General features: G+C 40.0%; 20 protein-coding genes and 1 other annotated feature. Of the genes, 16 read left to right on the top strand and 4 right to left on the bottom strand.

The window, feature by feature from the left end:
* Positions 1–7: 7 nt before the first annotated feature.
* From ACYSNQ_RS07295 to ACYSNQ_RS07285, 3 genes are read right to left on the bottom strand one after another with little or no spacing between them, the layout of a single operon-like run.
* Positions 8–667, bottom strand: coding sequence for a methionine ABC transporter permease (locus ACYSNQ_RS07295; protein WP_426082235.1), 660 nt, complete (start codon positions 665–667; stop codon positions 8–10).
* The gene (locus ACYSNQ_RS07290; RefSeq protein WP_426082234.1) at positions 652–1692 is read right to left on the bottom strand and encodes a methionine ABC transporter ATP-binding protein; all 1041 of its coding nucleotides are present in this window, start codon (positions 1690–1692) and stop codon (positions 652–654) included. The genes ACYSNQ_RS07295 and ACYSNQ_RS07290 overlap by 16 nt, the downstream gene beginning before the upstream one ends.
* A 9-nt stretch (positions 1693–1701) precedes the next feature.
* Positions 1702–2553, bottom strand: a complete 852-nt coding sequence (locus tag ACYSNQ_RS07285) for a MetQ/NlpA family ABC transporter substrate-binding protein (RefSeq protein ID WP_426082233.1) — start codon at positions 2551–2553, stop codon at positions 1702–1704.
* Between the two features lie 363 nt (positions 2554–2916).
* Positions 2917–3179, bottom strand: a binding site (T-box leader).
* Between the two features lie 183 nt (positions 3180–3362).
* Here ACYSNQ_RS07285 and ACYSNQ_RS07280 point away from each other — a divergent pair.
* Positions 3363–4547 carry a DUF6630 family protein gene (locus tag ACYSNQ_RS07280; RefSeq protein WP_426082232.1) on the top strand — a complete coding sequence of 395 codons (1185 nt, stop codon included), beginning with the start codon at positions 3363–3365 and terminating at the stop codon, positions 4545–4547.
* Positions 4548–4713: 166 nt separating this feature from the next.
* On the opposite strand, the gene ACYSNQ_RS07275 is transcribed toward ACYSNQ_RS07280, so the two are convergent.
* Entirely contained in the window at positions 4714–5472 is a 759-nt protein-coding gene (locus tag ACYSNQ_RS07275) for an IclR family transcriptional regulator (protein ID WP_426082231.1), read from the bottom strand.
* 201 nt (positions 5473–5673) lie between these two features.
* On the opposite strand from ACYSNQ_RS07275, the gene ACYSNQ_RS07270 reads away from it, so the two are divergent.
* From ACYSNQ_RS07270 to ACYSNQ_RS07200, 15 genes are all read left to right on the top strand, one after another.
* Positions 5674–7128, top strand: coding sequence for an aldehyde dehydrogenase (locus tag ACYSNQ_RS07270; RefSeq protein ID WP_426082230.1), 1455 nt, complete (start codon positions 5674–5676; stop codon positions 7126–7128).
* A 14-nt stretch (positions 7129–7142) separates the two neighbouring features.
* A complete protein-coding gene (locus ACYSNQ_RS07265) occupies positions 7143–7916 on the top strand; it encodes a 2-keto-4-pentenoate hydratase (RefSeq protein WP_426082229.1) in 774 nt (257 codons plus the stop codon).
* 16 nt (positions 7917–7932) lie between these two features.
* Positions 7933–8802 carry an acetaldehyde dehydrogenase (acetylating) gene (locus ACYSNQ_RS07260; RefSeq protein WP_426082228.1) on the top strand — a complete coding sequence of 290 codons (870 nt, stop codon included), beginning with the start codon at positions 7933–7935 and terminating at the stop codon, positions 8800–8802.
* Between the two features lie 13 nt (positions 8803–8815).
* Complete coding sequence (dmpG, locus tag ACYSNQ_RS07255; protein ID WP_426082227.1) at positions 8816–9826, top strand: 4-hydroxy-2-oxovalerate aldolase; 1011 nt, start codon at positions 8816–8818, stop codon at positions 9824–9826.
* A 15-nt stretch (positions 9827–9841) separates the two neighbouring features.
* Entirely contained in the window at positions 9842–10633 is a 792-nt protein-coding gene (locus tag ACYSNQ_RS07250) for a 2-keto-4-pentenoate hydratase (RefSeq protein ID WP_426082226.1), read from the top strand.
* A gap of 15 nt (positions 10634–10648) precedes the next feature.
* Positions 10649–10840 carry a 4-oxalocrotonate tautomerase gene (locus ACYSNQ_RS07245; RefSeq protein ID WP_426082225.1) on the top strand — a complete coding sequence of 64 codons (192 nt, stop codon included), beginning with the start codon at positions 10649–10651 and terminating at the stop codon, positions 10838–10840.
* Between the two features lie 21 nt (positions 10841–10861).
* Positions 10862–11890, top strand: coding sequence for a VOC family protein (locus ACYSNQ_RS07240; RefSeq protein ID WP_426082224.1), 1029 nt, complete (start codon positions 10862–10864; stop codon positions 11888–11890).
* 172 nt (positions 11891–12062) lie between these two features.
* The gene (locus ACYSNQ_RS07235; RefSeq protein ID WP_426082223.1) at positions 12063–12521 is read left to right on the top strand and encodes a GNAT family N-acetyltransferase; all 459 of its coding nucleotides are present in this window, start codon (positions 12063–12065) and stop codon (positions 12519–12521) included.
* 20 nt (positions 12522–12541) lie between these two features.
* A complete protein-coding gene (locus tag ACYSNQ_RS07230; protein ID WP_426082222.1) occupies positions 12542–14050 on the top strand; it encodes a hypothetical protein in 1509 nt (502 codons plus the stop codon).
* Positions 14051–14150: 100 nt separating this feature from the next.
* Positions 14151–14669 (top strand): GNAT family N-acetyltransferase, encoded by a 519-nt coding sequence (locus ACYSNQ_RS07225; RefSeq protein ID WP_426082221.1) that lies wholly within the window; start codon positions 14151–14153, stop codon positions 14667–14669.
* Positions 14670–14704: 35 nt separating this feature from the next.
* Positions 14705–15226, top strand: a complete 522-nt coding sequence (locus ACYSNQ_RS07220; RefSeq protein WP_426082220.1) for a hypothetical protein — start codon at positions 14705–14707, stop codon at positions 15224–15226.
* Between the two features lie 257 nt (positions 15227–15483).
* Positions 15484–17076 (top strand): hypothetical protein, encoded by a 1593-nt coding sequence (locus ACYSNQ_RS07215; RefSeq protein ID WP_426082219.1) that lies wholly within the window; start codon positions 15484–15486, stop codon positions 17074–17076.
* Positions 17077–17094: 18 nt separating this feature from the next.
* A complete protein-coding gene (locus ACYSNQ_RS07210) occupies positions 17095–17397 on the top strand; it encodes a hypothetical protein (RefSeq protein WP_426082218.1) in 303 nt (100 codons plus the stop codon).
* A gap of 98 nt (positions 17398–17495) precedes the next feature.
* Positions 17496–18014 (top strand): hypothetical protein, encoded by a 519-nt coding sequence (locus ACYSNQ_RS07205; protein WP_426082217.1) that lies wholly within the window; start codon positions 17496–17498, stop codon positions 18012–18014.
* A 121-nt stretch (positions 18015–18135) separates the two neighbouring features.
* A complete protein-coding gene (locus ACYSNQ_RS07200; protein ID WP_426082216.1) occupies positions 18136–18465 on the top strand; it encodes a nucleotide pyrophosphohydrolase in 330 nt (109 codons plus the stop codon).
* Positions 18466–19196: the final 731 nt, after the last annotated feature.

Genomic DNA, 19196 nt, shown 5'->3' with positions numbered 1-19196 from the left:
TTTGTGGTTATTTTGTCAGGTGCTCCGCTAGACGGTCACCTAGCCATTGAATCAATTGAACGAAAATAATCAGTAGGACAATGATGATTACTAACACAAGAGTTTCATAGCGATAATAGCCGTATTGAATTGCTAAATCGCCGATGCCGCCTGCCCCAATTGTTCCGACCATGGCTGAGTAACCAAGCAGACTGATAATTGTTAAGACGACTCCCCGTACGAGAGCAGGCAGGCTTTCCGGGAGAATCACTTCCCGAATAATCAGACCGGGTCCCGCTCCGGAAGCAACAGCAGCCTCAAGAATGCCATGATTAATTTCTGCAAATGCACCCTCAGCGATACGTGCAAAAAACGGGATGGCAGCGATTGATAGGGCCGCAGCTCCACCCAATGGTGTATAAGGATCACCAAAAAGCAGTGCGAGAAACGGAATTAAAACAACTAATAAAATCAGAAAAGGTAGTGAGCGAAGTCCGTTTACTAAAAAGCCGGCAATACTATTAATAACTGGACGTTTAGCAAATAACGGACTGCTTGTAAAAAAGAGCAGCAGACCGATCAGTGTCCCAAACAAAATGCCAACAACAGTGGAAACAGCAACCATCAAGCCTGTGTCAGCCAGAGCTTTAGGTAAATGTTCCTGTAAGATGCTTAGCGTACTTTCCATGAACTCGCCTCCTCGTTTAAAATTTTCAGACTGTGGACATGCTTCTGAATTTCAGCAACAGCAGCTGCAATGGCACTATCTGTTCCAGTAAGATAAACAAATAAAATGCCAATTACGTCGTTTTGGATATACTCGATTTTTCCATGAGTAATACCAATCAGTACATCAAATTTTTTTGAAATTTCTGAAATTAAAGGATCTAATGCAGCGGTTCCCTGATAGCGAAGTTCCAACAAGGTTCCTTGATTTAGTGTATTTTTCAACTGATTTGGAATTGTCAGATTAAAGAAGCGGCTGACTAATTTCTTTGCAATTGCCGATTGTGGTTGAGCGAAAAGTTCAAATGTAGAGCTTTGCTCAACTATCTTGCCGTTTTCCATGACAGCAATACGTTGAAACAACCGCTTGGCTACTTCCAATTCATGGGTAATAAAGACGATTGTAATCCCCATTTCCTGATTGATCTTTTCCAAAAGCTTTAATATTTCTTCCGTTGTTTCCACATCCAATGCACTGGTAGCTTCATCGCAAAGGAGAATTTCCGGATCATTCGCTAATGCACGGGCAATACCAATCCGCTGTTTTTGACCACCGGAAAGATTATTCGGATAGCTGTGCTTTTTATCAGCTAAATCAACAAGTTTTAACAGCTCGTCAATTCTCTCTGCTTGCTTGTCTTTAGGATAATCCCCAGCTTTTAATGAAAAAGCAATATTTTCAGCTATCGTTCGGTTTTGAATTAAATTGAAATGCTGAAAAATCATCCCAATTTTCTGTCTGATTTTTCGAATACCTTGAGTATTCAGTGTGGTGATATCTTCTCCATTGATTTTTATCGTTCCTTCAGAGGGAAGCTGTAGGAGGTTCAGCGTACGAATTAAGGTACTTTTCCCAGCACCGCTTAATCCAATTATTCCAAAAATTTCACCGCTTTTCACCTGAAAAGAAACGTCATCTACTGCCTTGACTGTTTGCTTTTTTTGATTAAAGGCTACCGTTAAATGATTAACTTCAATTTTTGTCATAGCGCTGGCCTACTTATCTGTCCAGCTAGCTGGCTTGTCAAAATCCTTGAAAGGAGAATCAGCAATGCCATCTTTGAATTCCTGACTGCTTAACACTGCTTTTACGGCTTTGCCAAATTCCGAGTCGGCTTCATCACTACGAACAACAAAAACATTTTTGTATTCTTCCTTCAATGATTCAAGGGCAAGTGCATCGGCAGGGTCTAAAGAAGCTGCCCAGGCAAAGTTTCCGGGAACTAATGCTAAATCAACCGTATCCAGTGAACGAGCCAGCTGAGCCGCGTCCAATGTCTTAAATTCGAGATTTTTAGGATTTTCTGCAATGTCGCTAACAGTGGCTTTTGTTTCATCAACCTCTTTGTTTAAAGTAATCAAGTCATTGGCTTCTAAAAGCTGCAAAGTACGCGCAAGATTAGAAGCATCGCTGGCAATCGCCACTGTTGATTTATCTTTTAAATCGTTTAGACTATCAAGCTTCTTTGAATAAATTCCCATGCCTAGCGTTGGTACCCTGTCTAAGGCGGTTAAGGAAAGATTATTATCAGAAGAAAATTTTTCTAAATAAGCAGTGTGCTGAAAAAGATTACCATCGATTTGTCCAGTATCCAATGCTTTGTTTGGCTGAACGTAGTCATTGAACTGCTTAGTTGTCAACTTAAATCCTTGTTTTTCTAACAATGGAGAAATAACCTCTGATGCCATTTCTCCGTAAGGACCAGGAGCAACGCCAATCACAAATTCTTCCGTTTCTTTAGCAGCATCTGCTCCGTCTTTCTTTGCAGCTGATGAACCGCAGGCAGATAAAGATAATAAAATTCCCGTAGCTATAATTCCTGTAATTAATTTTTTCCATGTTTTCATTTGTCATTTCTCCTTTATTTTTTATTAACAAAAAAATGTGCCTGAAGAGAGTTCTCGTGCCAGTAATAATCCCTAAGATGGAAAAGAGGAGTACATGCAATATAACTTGTATTCAAACTATCAGAAGCTCCTATTCAGTCAATTCATGAAACCGTTTAGGTAGTTCCATGATTCTTGAGCAAGAAATTCCTTTCCATGGTGTGGTAAAGAAAAGGTTACAACGCTCAAAGCAATCGCCTTGTACTGTGCATCATCAATTCGTATAACTCATTGTGATTTACAGCATGCTTTTCATCATCTACTCTGCTTACGCAATCGTAGTGATTCAAAGTAAAACTCCCGCCCTTTTTCTACGTTATGCAGAAAAAGGACGGGAGTTAGATTCTCCGTGTTACCACCTTTATTTACTGTTTCCTTACGGAAGTACAGCCTCAATCAGTACAGATGTTCCTGTTTTTGTCATCGATACTGTGATGCTGTAACGGGCATTCCCGTCAGCTGCTAATCAAGGACTCGCAGCTGCTTGCTCAAAGACCATCTTCCAAACTGCTTCATTTATCCCTTCTCACCATTCAGGACTCTCTTAAAAAATCATCAGTATGTACTCTTCTTTTCAAAGCATTTTTGTTATTGAGAACACTATACTGGAATAAAAAAGACCTGTCAACCTAAAAGATGTGAAAATAATGAGAAGAGAACTCATTTAACTATAAAAAAACATTGAAAAACTGCCAAAAAGAAAAAAATTAGGTACTTTAACGTCATTTAATATGATAAAATCAAATGAAGAAAGAAAAGGGGCGCAAGGTATGAGATTTTTTAAACGAATATTTGGAAGAAAATCAGAACCAATTGAGATTGATTTGAAACCAATATCTAATATAAAAACAACAGAAATTAGCAAAGAAAAAGAGCTTAGGATTTTTCAAGACCTTTCAAAGCATGAACTGTCAAAAGTGGCTGAAAGTATTCAAGCCATTGCAGATAAACAAGCAAAGAATCAGAAACAGGCATATATTGACTTAGCCGGCTGGTTCACTCAGCGTAATCAACAGGCAGTTTCTGGGATGACACTGGCTCTGAATGATACGCAGGCATTTTTTGAACATTACCAGCTATTCTTGTCTCAGGGCTTTATTGAACAACTGACGGTTTCTGAGCTGGTTGAAGAATATGATGGTACATCCCTGTGGGACAAGCTGAACTGGGTCCTAAAGGCATGCGGCTACCTGACTGAGATTGATTGGAAAGAAGACGCAGAAGATTTTGTCTATTTTGTTGACGAAATTTTAAAAAAATATAACCTGTCTTTAGACCATACTAAAATTATTGATACGGAAGCCATGGCGCCTGAATTTTTTCAGCAGCTGAAAGAAGCAATGCCAGACCAATTAGTGCTTGTCTGCCTTGATTCAGAGTCCGATTCTTACCAGTTAGCTGTTTTACCAGTTGAATACGCTGAACAGGTGAGAAAGGCTGTAGAAGTCTTAAATCGACGGCTGCACTGGTTCTGGAAAGTTGGACAAATAGAAGAAGCAAAAATTTCGATTGGCAGCTACAAGAAAGTTTGTCAAAAAATCTGGCGGCTGTATATTCCTGCCCAAGGACAGTCTACTCATCTGTATGGAGAGCTGCTGCGTCAGGTAGAAAAGCTGCGTTGGGAAGCCCAAAATAATGGAAATATTAACTGGGATAGCAATTTTTCCTATTTTTGTGATTTTATCGGAGAAGAGTTGACACAAGATCCTGCAGTGCCTTTAAAAGACAAGCAGAGGATTTTAGAAGCAGTAACGACTTTAAAGGAAATCGGTGAGCGGACAGAACAATACCACGAAGGGCATATTTCTGATGAGGAGATGTTTGCTGAGGATTCCGCGTTGTTTGCCTATGTTAAGGATGACCTGTATGATATGTTGGGAAATTATATTGGTTATCTCTATGAAACAAATTTAGAGATACCAGCATTTACGCCAAAAGAAGGTATCTATCGGTAAAGGAATAGAAAATTTTAAAATAGGCTGGTGAGCAGCCGTAGTTCATTATTGAATGTAGAATTAAACACAGCTGTAAAAGGGGAGAAATAAGTGCCTCCTTTTACAGCTGTGTTTTTATTGGTAAAGAGAAGTCTGGGATATAAATAATAATTTTCCAGACTTTCTCTTATCTTCGAAAACCTAGATTCTCAGAAGCAGCTTTTGAGGCATCAATGATTAAGGGAACAAACTCTCTGATTTTCTTCGTAGAGAACCGGGTCGTTGCTCCGACGATTCCTAAGGAAGCTACAACAGAGCCGGAATAATCCCAAACCGGAGCAGCTAAAGAAGAAACTCCTTCTGTTAATTCATCTTTACTGTAGGCAAAGCCGGCTTTTTTTACTTTTTTCAGTTCCTCTCTTAATTGAAAGGGATTGGTTATCGTTTGTGGTGTAAAGGCATTTAACGGCATATCGAAGTATTTTTCCTGAAAGCTTTGTTCTTGGAATGCCAGTAGAATTTTACCGGAGCTGGTTGCATGGGAAGGATTTCGTTTTCCTAAGTGAGTTTGAATTTTTGTATGAGTGATGGATTCTTCTTTTTGGATATAAACAGTATCCAGCCCGTCTAAAATGGCGATATGACTGCTTTCACCTGTTCGTACGACTAGCTGGCTCAGCGCAGGAGATACCTCTTGCTGGATGCGCATGGCGCTTAGTGCTACACCGGCAAGGTTAATAATTGATAAGCCAAGCATATAAGATTGATTGTCCGAAGCTTTCTTGATAAAGCCTTCTGAAGCTAAGGTAGTTAAACTGCGGCTGACTGTGCTTTTGGCTAGACCGGTCCGTTCACTGAGCTCTGTGACTCTCAGCTTTGGCTGATCAGCGGAAAAACATTTTAGAATAAGCAAGGCATTCTTTACAGATTGTAGTTCACTGCTCATAAGTAATTCTCCTCCTTTGGCTTGTTCTTGTATACGGAACAGATATTTAAAAAAAAAAAAATGAAAACGCTATCTTTTCTTGGATTATAAACATAATTACAAGGAATTTAAAGTTTGTTGCTCATAGAGGAACTGAGAGCTGGGTCTTTTAACTGCTTTCCCATAAGATAAGAGCAAGAAAGAACGAAGGGGGAACGTCTAATGACACAAAAAAATAATCAAACGGGTATCGACTGCCGACATTATATTGATGGGAAATATGTTGATTCGATTAACGGTGCTGTTTTTGAAAATAGTAATCCTGCTACTAAAGAGAAGCTGGGAACTGTGGCAAAAGGAAGTAAAGAAGACGTTGATAAGGCAATCACCGCAGCAAAACGAGCCAAAGATGGCGAGTGGAAAAAAATGCCTATGCGTGAACGTTCAAAAATTTTAAGAAAAGTTGGTGATTTAATTCTTGAAAGGCTTGATGAGCTGGCCATGCTGGAGACATTGGACACAGGCAAACCATTGTGGCTATCTAAGACGCTGGATATTCCGCGGGCTGCTCACAACTTCCATTTTTTTGCGGATTATATGACTACGATTGGACAGGAAAGCTACCAGCAGGATGAAGTCGCGCTGCATTATGCAGTGAGAAAACCTGTTGGTGTAGTCGGCTTGATTAATCCTTGGAATCTGCCGCTGCTGCTGATGACCTGGAAGCTGGCGCCGGCTTTAGCTGCCGGAAATACAGTCGTAATGAAGCCGTCTGAGGTAACCCCGATGACCGCAACGGTTATTGCTGAAATATGTACGGACGCTGGTATTCCAAAGGGAGTTGTCAATCTGGTTCATGGGTTTGGCGAAGCTGGAGCAGCATTGTCAGACAGTCAGGATGTTGACGCAATCGCTTTTACTGGAGAAACAATCACTGGAACAGCAATTATGAAAGCTTCTGCACCATCACTAAAAAAATTGTCTTTTGAGCTTGGCGGGAAAAATCCCAATATCATTTTTGACAGCGCAGATATTGAAGATGCAGTGGAAACTTCAATACGTTCCAGCTTTTTAAATCAGGGTGAGGTTTGTCTCTGCGGTTCTAGAGTTTACGTACAAAAAGGAGTCTATGATGAATTTGTAGACAAACTGGTAAAACGTACGAAGGAGCTTAAAATAGGCGATCCATTAGCAGATGAAACCTTTGTCGGTTCGGTTGTCAGTGAAGAACACTACAACAAAGTTTTGAGCTACTTAGAGATTGCTAAGGAAGAACAAGGGACTTTTTTAACTGGGGGAAGAGCAACTCCGAACGCACCAGGTTATTTTATTGATCCAACGATTATTGTTGGTTTGGATAAAGATTCACGCTGTGTTAGAGAAGAGATATTTGGTCCTGTTATAACCATTCTGCTTTTTGAAACAGAAGAAGAGGTTTTGAAACAAGTAAACGATACAACCTATGGTCTAGCAGCAACGATGTGGACGCAGGATTTGAAACAGGCTCACCGGATAGCAGCAGAGATTGAGGCTGGTATCGTTTGGATTAACACTTGGTTCCTAAGAGATTTACGGACACCGTTTGGTGGTATGAAGCATAGCGGAATTGGACGTGAAGGTGGTGCACACAGCTTTGATTTTTACACAGAGCTGACAAATATCACTGTTAAGTTATGACGGGAGGAAGAGAAATGATTTTCAATGCAGCACAATTATCTGAGCATTTGGCATCTTCCAAAAAAAATGGTGGTGTTCAGCCGTTGACAGAACTGATTCCTCAGTTGAGTGTTGAAGAAGCTTACCAGGTTCAATTGAAAACCATCAGTAAACAACTCGCAGCCGGCAATAAAATTACAGGAAAAAAGATTGGTCTAACTTCTACGGCAATGCAGGATTCTTTAGGAGTATCCGAGCCTGACTATGGGCATCTTCTTGATAGTATGGAAATTATCAACGGGGGCAAGGTTCAATCGAAACAAGTCCTTCAGCCTCGAGTAGAAGGAGAAATTGCTTTCGTATTAAAAGAAGCTTTGAAGGGCCCCAAAGTGACCGCATTGGATGTCATTCAGGCAACGGATTATATTACGCCGGCCATTGAAATTGTCGACAGCCGAATTAAGGACTGGAAGCTAACCTTACAGGATACAGTGGGAGATAATGCATCATCAGGTCTATATGTTTTAGGTACAAAAAAATTCTCTTTGAAAGAAATAAACTTGCGGCTAACAGGTATGGCTCTTTATAAAAACGGTAAGCTGCAGAACACCGGAGCTGGAGCTGCCTGTCTGGATAATCCGATTAACGGAGTGGTATGGCTGGCCAATAAGCTAGCAGCTTATGATATCCAGCTGGAAAAAGGAGAAGTGATTCTTTCCGGGGCTTTATCTGCAGCAATACCAGCAGAGGAAGGCGACTATTTTGAAATAAAGTTCAATCAGCTGGGAAATGTAGCAGTGCGCTTTTAAAGAAGGAGGTAAGGTGATGGAGAAGTTAAAAGCTGGAATTATTGGTTCGGGAAATATTGGCAGTGACCTGATGATTAAGCTGCTGCGTTCAGAGTGGATTGAACCTGCAGTAATGATTGGAATTGATGACCAGTCAGAAGGCATGAAAAGAGCTCGAGCACATGGGTTGAAGACTTTTACAGGCGGAATTGACCAATGGGCTGAAGAAGCACCGGAATCAGCCGATATTTTGTTTGATGCTACATCTGCAAATGCTCATATTCATAATTGGGAGGTTGCTGGCCAACTGGAAAAATGGATGCTGGATCTCACTCCAGCTGCTATAGGACCTTTCGTGATTCCTCCAGTGAATTTAAAAAAACACATTCATGAGAAAAACATCAATATGGTTACTTGCGGCGGACAAGCCACAGTACCGATTATTGCAGCAATTGGAAAGGTAGCTCCTGTAAAATATGGGGAAATAGTGGCAACGATTTCCAGCAAAAGTGCCGGACCGGGAACTCGAGCAAATATTGATGAGTTTACAGAAACTACTAGCAAAGCCATCGAAGAAATCGGCGGAGCTGAAAAGGGCCGGGCAATCATTATCTTAAATCCGGCTGATCCGCCTATTCTTATGCGTGATACGGTTCGAGTATTAGTAGATGGTGAAGTAAATGAAGCAGCTATCACAGCAGCTATCAATGATCGAGTAAGAGAGGTACAGGCATATGTACCAGGCTATCATTTACGTTCAGAGCCAATTATTGACGGAAATGAAGTCACTGTTTTTATCGAAGTAGAAGGTGCCGGGGACTTTCTGCCTCCTTATGCCGGGAATTTGGATATTATGACCTCAGCTGCTATCCAGGTTGCAGAGGAAATTGTCAAAAATAATCAATGAAGGAGGGATAATCTTGAATGAAGATTTAGATGTAATTATCACAGAGGTTGCCTTGAGAGACGGCAGTCACGCAGTTAAGCATAGTTTTACTGAGGAACAAGTAAGAGACGTTGTTCGCGCCTTGGATCAAGCCAGGGTTCCATATATTGAAGTGTCTCATGGCGATGGTTTAGGCGGCAGTACGCTACAGTATGGTTTGTCTAAAGTTGATGAGTTTAAGCTGATTCAAGCGGCAGTGGAAACCGCAGAGTATTCTAAAATCGGTGTGCTGTTGCTGCCCGGGATAGGGACCCTTCATGAATTGAAGCGGGCACATGCACTCGGTGCCTCTCTGGTAAGAGTGGCAACCCATGTAACCGAAGCAGATGTCTCAGCTCAGCATATTCAGGAGGCTCGGAAATTAGGCATGACAACCATTGGCTTTCTAATGATGGCGCATATGGCTCCAGTCGACAAGCTGGTCGAACAGGCTAAGCTGATGGAAAGCTATGGTGCTCAAGCAGTTTATATGACCGACTCTGCTGGAGCATTGCTGCCGCAGCAGGTATATGAACGAATTTCTGCTTTAAAATCCGCATTGTCTGTAGAAGTCGGCTTTCATGCCCATAACAATCTTGGCTTGGCAATGGGCAATACCTTGGAAGCCATTCGAGCTGGAGCAACAAGAATTGATGGCAGTATTCGTGCTTTAGGTGCTGGTGCCGGCAATACACAGACAGAGGTACTGGTTGCTGCTTTAGAAAAAATGGGGGTTAAAACAGGTATCGATTTATACAAAATTATGGATGCCGCCGAAGCTGTTGTTGCACCGCTGCTGCAAGTGCCCCAGGAAATTACTAAAGAAAGTTTAACATTAGGCTACGCAGGAGTGTACTCCAGTTTCAGGCTGCATGCACAACGTGCAGGGGAAAAATATGGAATTGACCCTCGGGATATCCTGATTGAGTTAGGCCGGCAGAAGGTTGTTGGCGGTCAGGAAGATATGATTATTGATACCGCAAAAAAATTAATGGAGAAAAAATAAATCGGAGGTGAAGAATTGTTGGATGGCAAGAAAAGAAATGAGCTGGTCGATTATGTTTTAAATGCTCAAGACGAAAACTATGAGATTCTTAAAATTACCGAGAAACTTTATCCCAAATTAACAATGGCTGAAGCATATCAGATTCAGGCAGCGCTCATCAAGCGAAGACTGGATAGAGGTGAAAAAATTGTTGGGCCGAAAATGGGACTGACTAGTCTAGCCAAGCTTCAGCAAATGAATGTTTCAGATCCGATTTATGGCTATGTATTTGATACGATGGTTGTTCCAGATGGGGGCACTGCGGAAATGGCGGATTATATTCATCCTAAAGTAGAACCGGAGATTGGTTTTATTTTAAAAAAAGAGCTAAAGGGTCCTGGTGTTACAAAAGAAGCCGTTCTCGAAGCAACAGAAGCTGTTTTTCCGGCAATAGAAATTATCGACAGCCGCTATTTAAACTTTAATTTTACGATGACAGATGTTGTTGCAGATAATACGTCTGCCGCTGGTGCTGTATTCGGTACTCATCTGATTAGTCCAAAAGGCATAGATCTTGAAACTATCGGGGTTGTCCTACAGATTAATGGTGAGGTAAAGACTGTTGGTGCCGGTGCAGCTGTTCTAAATCATCCAGCAGAATCAGTTGCCTATCTGGCAAATATGCTGGCGGAAAAAGGAGAAGCTATAAAGCCGGGAGAACCCATTTTGACTGGCGGTTTAACAGAGGCAGTTGCCGTTTCTTCTGGTGATTATGTAGAAGTTAAATTTGGTGAAACATTAGGTGAAGTACGCCTATTTATGAAATAGTTCAGGAGGGAGCATATGCCACTCATTCATATTGAAATCATGGAGGGACGGTCAGAAGAAAAAATAGAGAGGCTGATCGCTGAAGTAACGGAAACAATTGAAAGCGTTTTAGAAGTGCCGAAACAAAATGTTCGTGTAATCGTTTCTGAGGTGCCGAAAACCCACTGGGGAATTGGCGGAGTGTCTGCAAAAAAACTAAAAAGATAAAAGGAAAAGGAGAACAAGAATATGACAAATACACAGGTAGAACCATTATTTGAAGTAGCGCAGCTGGCCATGGTAAATCTTTATACTCCAAAACTGGAAGAATCTGTTAAGTTTTTTGAAATCATGGGGATGATTGTCGTCAATCGCGATGAAGCAGGCTCTGTATATATGCGGGCGTATGAAGATCCTTATCAATACAGTATGAAGCTAACGCCTCATCATGAAGCAGGACTTGCAAAAGCCAGCTGGCGTGCAACTAGTCAGGCAGCCCTAGAACGGAGAGTAGCAGTTCTTTCCAATCTTCCTGAGGGGAAAGGCTGGGTGGAACCGGCTTTTGGCAGAGGAAAAGCGTATGAATTTACTAGTCCAGATAATCATTTGTTTGAAATTTTCTTCGATGTAGACTATTATGTTGCGCCGGAAGAATTAAAATCAAAACTAAATAACCGTCCTCAACGTCGTCCGCTTACAGGTGTTCCTGTTCGCCGATTAGATCATATGAACTGTCTATCTAAAAGTGTAGATAAAAATGTCGAATTCTTTACGGAACATCTTGGCTTTAAGGTTCGTGAATATTTAGCTAAAGAAGATGGCGGAAAAGGAGCTGCTTGGCTGTCAGTATCGCCGCTTGTTCATGAAATTGCTTTTATGGCTGATGGAATGTTGGATAAAGCGGAACCGGGTCGTCTTCACCATATTGCCTATTGGTTTGGTGATCCTCAAGATTTAGAATATCTATCTGATGCTTTAACAGAATTGGGTATCCCCATTGAAGCTGGTCCGCTGAAGCATGGTGTTTCTCAAGCTAAATGCATGTATGTTATTGAACCAGGAGGTAATCGGATTGAGCTGTTTGGAGATACAGGATATTTAATTTTTGATCCAACCTTTGAACCAGTTGAGTGGAAGCTGACAGATGCAGAAAAGGCAATCATTTGGTATGGTGCCAGCCTGCCACACAGCTACTTCCGTTATGGTACACCTGTGATTCCAGATGAAGAAATCATCCCGTTTTATCCCGCTGAACAGGAAGCCATCCTGACTAAGTAAGGATGAAATAATTGAATAGCAGAAAGAAACCGAAGCCCAAATTTAGCTGCTTCGGTTTCTTTTTTTTGCAGAGCTGCAAAGGTGCATCAACTAAAAGAGCTGTAATTAGCGCTTATTTATCAGGTATAATGAGAAGAACAGGTATAGGGGAAACGAATGAGGAGAGAAAAGGATGATTAAAAAAGCAGAGAAAACAGATGTACCTAAACTTGTTTGTCTGTACAACCAAGTAACAGATAAGCTGATAAAAAGAGGTATTCAACAGTGGCGTTATCCCTGGACAGAGCAGCAGATTGAAAATATTCTACCGATGCTGTTTCTTCTAAAAAAATCAGAACGGATTATTGGGAGTATGAGCATTTCAGAAATGGAAAATTTTCATGCGCATCATTTTGATGCGCCAGTTTTATTCATTGGAAAGATAGCCATTCATCCAGAATATCAAGGTCAGGGGATACTAGACAGACTGTTTGCCTTTGCTCAAAACAAAGGAGAATTTGAGCAAAAAGAGGTTTATTTTGACTGCTGGGCAGGGAATGAAAAACTGGTAACCTACTATAAAAAGAAAGCAGCATACATAAAAAATGTAGAAGAAGCAGGTTATGAGACAGCACTGTTTCAATTAAAATAAAAGGGAGGGAAAAGGATAAGATGAAACAAAAGGAACATCAAATTCAGCGTTTTAATCAACAAATGAGCACACATTCCAGTGGAGAAATGATTAAGTATTATTGCTACAAGCTGCGGTTGGATTATAAAAATCATCAGAATTATTTCGCTGTGCTGACTAGCTGTTTACATACATTAACACCTAAGGCTCTATTAGATACTTATAAGGAACTAAGAGCATTCTCCTACTATAAAACAGATAAATGGCAGTGGCTGAATTTAGATAAAAAACAGCTTAAAAGGATTAATGAGAAGGATTCCGGCTCTTTTTGGCTCTGGCTGACAGCTCATCCCAATGGTTATATTCGTGAGCTGGCTTGGGAGAAGCTTGTAGAATGGCCGCTAAAGCGTAAAGTGGTATTTTTATTAATGACGCTCAATGATAATGTGCCGGAGCTTCGTCAAATGGCTCTGGTAGCTTTAAGTCGACTGGACACCTGCTGTGAGGAGGACTGGGAATACTGCCTGCCCTTTATTCAGCGGCTCTCAGGATTAGGGCACAAAGAGAACATAGAATTACAGCAACGACTAGTCCAGGTGTTATTGACAAAGCCGAAAATACTCTTAAGAGCTCAGCAGTCAGAGGATGTCTTTATTTACCGCTATGCTTTTGAACTAGGGTTTTCAGCAGATGAGGAAACGAAAATGGAGAGCATCCATAATGGACTGAACAAGTCTGATAAAGTGACTTTAGCGAGAAGCTTCAAAGCTCTGATTGAAATAACCGAGCATCAGGAAGAACAGATTAGACAGCTGTTGTCTCATCCTCAAACAATTCTTCGAAAGCTCGCAAGCGAATGGAGTTACAGCCATTTGGAAAAAGAGGAAACGATGATTCCTAGGCTATTGGATAGTGCCAAAAGTATCCGTTATTTGATCAGAGATTATGTGGTCAAACAGTTTCCTGACATGAATATCCGCACGTATTATCATCAGCATCTTGAAACAAATGAAGTGACAGCACTGCAGGGGCTGGCAATGCTGAGGGACCCTCGTGATGAAGAGCAGATGAGAAAAAAACAAAACGATTCTAGGAAGAAAATCCGTACAGCGGTTCTTGATTGGGCAGTTTGCTTATCACCTCTGGAACAAGTCCCGCTCTTTTATCAAGGTCTTGCGGATTGCTCTAGGGAAGTACGGCAAAAGGCGATCGAGGGATTGAGGGCTATTTATACTCCTGCTATTAAAGGAGATATAATGAATCAGTTTCAGCAAACAGCAAATTTTTATTGCCAGCAAAGTATTTTAAATTTGCTGACGAGCAGTCCCAGAAAAGAATACCTGCTGATTTTATTTGAACTGTACCCTTGTGCCCTGAATGACGCTATTCAAGAGGCTATTCAAAGGCGAATCCAAAGCTGGTATAAGGAATGGAACCGCCATTTTTTCGTCCAGTTTACCGCTGCTGAAAAGCTTCAGCTAAGAAAGCTGTTGACCGGCTATGCTAATGATTCTAGCGAAATAGCCATATTGGGAGAGTTGTTTATCTGATTTGAAATGACTTGTTCAGCTTAGCAGGAATGAAAGGAAAAAAGCTTTTTCAGAGTAGTTATTGATAAAGGAAATACAACTAAAAAATGGAGTGTGTAGTATGAACAAAATACAATTAATCAAGCCTTCAATTGTATATGAAGGGCAGATAAAAGAATATAGAAACGAATTTCTACAGTCTAAGACTTCGATGGATGGCACCTCATTTCTTGCGGATTACGAAGATATAGAAAAATGGCTGGATTGTATCAAAATGAATAGCAACAGTGAAACAGTAGCAGAAGGACTGGTTCAAGCAACTCAGTTTCTGGCTGTTCGCGGGGAAGATCAACTACTTGTGGGAATGATTAGTGTCCGACATGAACTCAATGACTATCTTGCTCGAATTGGCGGCCATATTGGCTACAGTGTCCGGCCAAGCTTTTGGGGGAAAGGATATGCCAAAGAAATGCTAAAGCAGTCGCTGAACTTTTGCCGGCAGTTTGGGTTGAAAAAGGTTCTTGTAACCTGTGATCAAAGTAATTTTGCGTCTCGAAAGGTTATTTTGTCTAATGGGGGTGTATTTGAAGGAGAAGTAGAGGATGATGAAATAGTCGAACGGTACTGGATAAACCTTTAACAGGTAGTGATTAGCTAAATAGAAGGAGCGAATGAATGAAGCAGCAGATTCAAGCGTTATTCAGAGATAAAAAACACTTTGCTGCAATGACAGCAGAGATAGATATTCAAGTAGTCGGCTTTGAAGAATACTCTTTTAGTAAATCCGTCATGCAGGTAGATATTTTAATGGTACCTAAAAAGGAAATCGGGACAGTTAAGGATGCTTTCTCAGCGTTGTTTAAAAAAGAACTTTTTGATAGTGAAGAATGGCCGTTGGAGGAAGAACCAAACAAAAAAGATGCGGAGTGGTTAAATGCTCTGGAAAATGTTTGGATTCCTGCTTATTTTGGGATGCTCAATCAAATAGATATTCAAGCTGTTTCTCCTACAAGATTTTTTAGTTATCTGCATAATGATTTAGCAGCGGTTGAAACACCTTTGAAAATTGTCGAGCTGCTTTTGGAAAAAATGGATAAACCCGAGCTGATTCAAGTACAGAAGGGCTATACATACCGACGGATTTTTGGGCAGTCAAGTACACATTATTTTTTCTTTGATTACGGCATCTATGATTAGTTTTTTAGTTTACGAGTTGAAAGAGGGGAAGGCCTTATTCCTATTCCTGTATCTATTATTTATAGGGAACTAATTAGGAATAAAGCAGGAAGCAAAGAATTAGCAGCAGGAATCGTCAGATCTGATTGAAACCTGTGAAACACAATCAGCCTGTTTTTCAATTTTTATCATAAAAATAAAGCCATAATCTTTTAAGAATTGTTATAATATAAAATGATCGATTGGATCATGGAGAAAATAAAAAGGTGGTAATAAAAATGAAGAGAATATGGAAAGCTCGAAAGAAGGTTATTATTTTATCTGGATTGGTTTTGATCGGAATCTGTCTAGCTGTTGGTATATATCTGGAGCAAGAACACCGACTAGAGCAGGAACCAGATATGGGATTCAGTACAGAAATCAGACAATCAGATAAAACGTTGGAAAATGAAACGCTTATCTATTCGGCAAAAGGCTATATGGGCTTAATGGATGAGAACGGCAAGATATTACTGAATGGTGTGGAAGAGAAGATAACAGAAATAGAATCAATTCCAAATAGTAAGCTTTTTGCATGTCAAGATGAAAATTATAAAAGCTTTTATTACATTTCTGGAACTAATGAACGGTTGGAAGGAGACTATTCCATCTCAAAAAGTGCCTTTTCTAAAGGGGAGTACGGTGCGTACAGAGATACAGCTATAAATAGACTGGGAATCATCAAGAATAATGGTGAAATTATCAAAGCAGCCAGAGATATGAAGTTTGAACAGGTGAAATCAATTTATTTTGAAACTAGTTATTTAGCGACCATCCATTTTACAGATGGCAAGAGTGCAGTTTTAAATTATAAAGGCGAGCTGCTGACTGAGCGTTTTGAAGATTTATATATTAACAGCAGTGATAATCCAAAGGTTAAAGGGGCTATTGTTCAGATAAATGATGAAGAGGGAATTCTACATTGTGAAAAGGGCTGGACCTTAACACCTGTCAATGCCAGAGAAAAGAAAATTGAAGATATTTATAGTTATAGAGATAATACGGTTGCAAAGTATTACACTACAGACAATCAAAATGGCCTGATTGATGAAAACGGTGAAATCATCAAAACAGAGGATGGATCGCCTTTGCTTTTCCAATCCATTGGCACATTTAGTTCAGCTGGTATCGCCACTGCTAGAAGTGAGTTTGGCGAGGAATTGATTATTGATAAAACAGGCAAGATTCTAATGACTGGAGAAGAAATAGAGGAAAACGAACTGGGATCAATCTATGACTTTGATAAGGATGGTTATGCATTATCCTATTATAGAGACAAGGAGTTCAACCGCTCTTACGTCCTTATTGATGAAAATCTGAAAAAAGCAGCTGTTTTAGATTCTGATATGGATGACTATACTTATCTTGGGTTTGGTTTGCTTAGTGCGAGAGAAGTAGGGAATGGCAGCAAAAGCTATGCCTTGGTTAATATAGATGGAGATATACTGCTCTCTCAAGAGGAAGCTGAAAAAAGAAAGATTCATGGAATTACCCGCTTTGAAAACAGCAATTTTGCCACAATATATAATAAAGCGTATGACAATGGTTTAATTGATAAAAATGGAAAAGTTCTCTATACAATCAAAAAGGACCGGTCTATTACATTAGAAAAAATTCTGAATAGCTGGAGAGTTACACTTTATAAAGAAGGAATTAATGGTACAAATAAGAAGCTATACACGAACAAGGATGGCGAGTGCTTCTATGAGGAAAATGAGGATCAGCCAATTTTTATTGGGAAGGATATATTGATGATTGTAAATTCTGTGGGAATTACCGAGGTGTTTGATCAAGATGGCTATCTGATTGATAAAATAGCAGTGAAAGAATAGCGTGGAAGAGATCGCCTAATGAAAAACTTTAGAGCATGGGTTCATACTGCGACAGTCCTTCCTGATTACGTTAGCTGCCTGTCTGAGCTTTCTTGTCCCTCATGTGAAGGTAGGACACTTGATTACTTATATGTAGGGGATCAAAAGTCACGCATCGGTTACAGTCTGGTCTGGTGCAGCAGCTGCAATAAAGGAATCCAAATCAGCAGACTGCTTATTCCCGAAGAAATACCATTAGATAAAATTGTTTATTTTGATGATCCAAAGGGAGATAGTAAAATCAGCTCGGCTGTTCCTCACTTCAAGCGAGTGCATCCCTAAGTAAAATAGAACTATGTGGAAAGTATCGACAATTTTAGTTATTATATTTTTTGAAAAATAGTCGGGGAAGAAGCAGAGAAGGGGTAGGAAGAATACAGATGGATTTTCTTTTAGATATACTGATACCTGAAAGTGAGCTCTATGGAGTGGAGCTGCAGGAACTGCTTATAGCATGGGGGGAAGAAACATTTTCTCAAGACCCGCGGGAATATCGATTTGGCCGGAGTTTGCATTTTAAAGAAGTTAAGGGCTTTGACAGATATTTCCAAAAAACATTTCAGCAAAGCTATGATGAGGAAGCCTATCTTGCACTACACTTACAAAGTTCTCATCTTCAAGAGCTGCAGTTTAGGATATGCAAAAATGGAGCGATGGATTACAGTAATGAACTGATTCAGTTTGTGCAGAAGCTTTATCAGCACGTCCCCAATTTTTTTCTTCTACTAGAACTTTGTGATGAATTATCTGATGGCCCTTATGATACAGAAAATGCAGAAGAAGCCATTTATTTATTGAATGAAAGTTTAAGCTTAGTATCGGGTAAAGGGGTAATAATAACTAGAAATAAAAAAATCTCTTATAATTGGCTGAAAAATTTCAGGAAAGTAAAAAGTTGATAGTAAGAGTGAAGCAAGTGTTAATCTAACATAAACTACAGGCAGCTATCGAGAGCTTAACAAGGCTGAATAAGAAAATAGTTGTCGGATATAGAGCAAGCAAGCGGATGGAGGTAGAAGAATGGAAGAATTAATTCGTAAAATCAATCATTTTAGAGATGAAAGAGACTGGCGGCAGTATCACCACCCAAAAGATCTGTCTCTATCTATTTGTCTGGAAGCAGCTGAGCTTCTAGAGAATTTTCAATGGCTGACAGATGAAGAAGCTGTATCAAAAAATATGGAGAATATCAAGCAGGAGCTAGCTGATGTCTTAATTTATAGTTTGATGCTGGCGTCAGATTTGGAATTGGATGTTCATGAGATTATTGAAGACAAGATGAAGCTGAATGCGATTAAGTACCCAGTGGATAAGAGTAAAGGGAATAAAGAGAAGTATACGGAGCTGTAATTTTTATATAGGACGAGCTTTGTAAGTTATATTTATCAAGATAATGGCAAGGACAAATAAAAAGAGCTGTCTTAAAAGAAAACCGCAGGTATTAATTGGGTTATGACAGTTGGATGGCACATATTGAAACAAATAATAAGAGAGTGACTGGAAATTCTCTGTAAAATTCGGTACAATAAAGAAGCCAGTGCTCAGTGCTGGTAATTGGGCAAACTTGTCTAGATAGTTACGGCTGTCTATTCAAGGCTTCACAGAATGGTTGGCGCCATTTTGTGAAGTGCCCTTTTTATTTTATCCTGCCTGTGAAAGCAGGATAGAAAAAACGATACCAGGAATTACCCTAATATCGTTTACAATAGTTTTTATTCATAGCCCATCTGCTTTTTTGAAGTGACTGCACAAATAGGACCTTTACCTAAAAGATCGGTATCTATGCAGGGAGAGCATACAAAATAAGCAGCGGCGCGCTGACACTATTGGCAATATGTTGGGCAATTACGGTTGTCACAACGATTCTCTAAAATTCGGTTGGCGCCGAATTAAGAGAGCCAATGAATATATAAAATTGTTTTTTCTATCCCACGCTTATAAGTATAAACGAACAAAAAGAAAACGCAAGACAAAAAGTGAGAAAAAATACGAAGAAACGCCTGAAAATAACAGTTTCTTAAACGTACATTCTGCATTTATTTTGAAATTATAGTCTAATCAATTGATAAAATAAATATAAA

The organism is Enterococcus sp. LJL51 (assembly GCF_054871795.1).
This window is presented reverse-complemented; position numbering and strand designations above follow the sequence as displayed.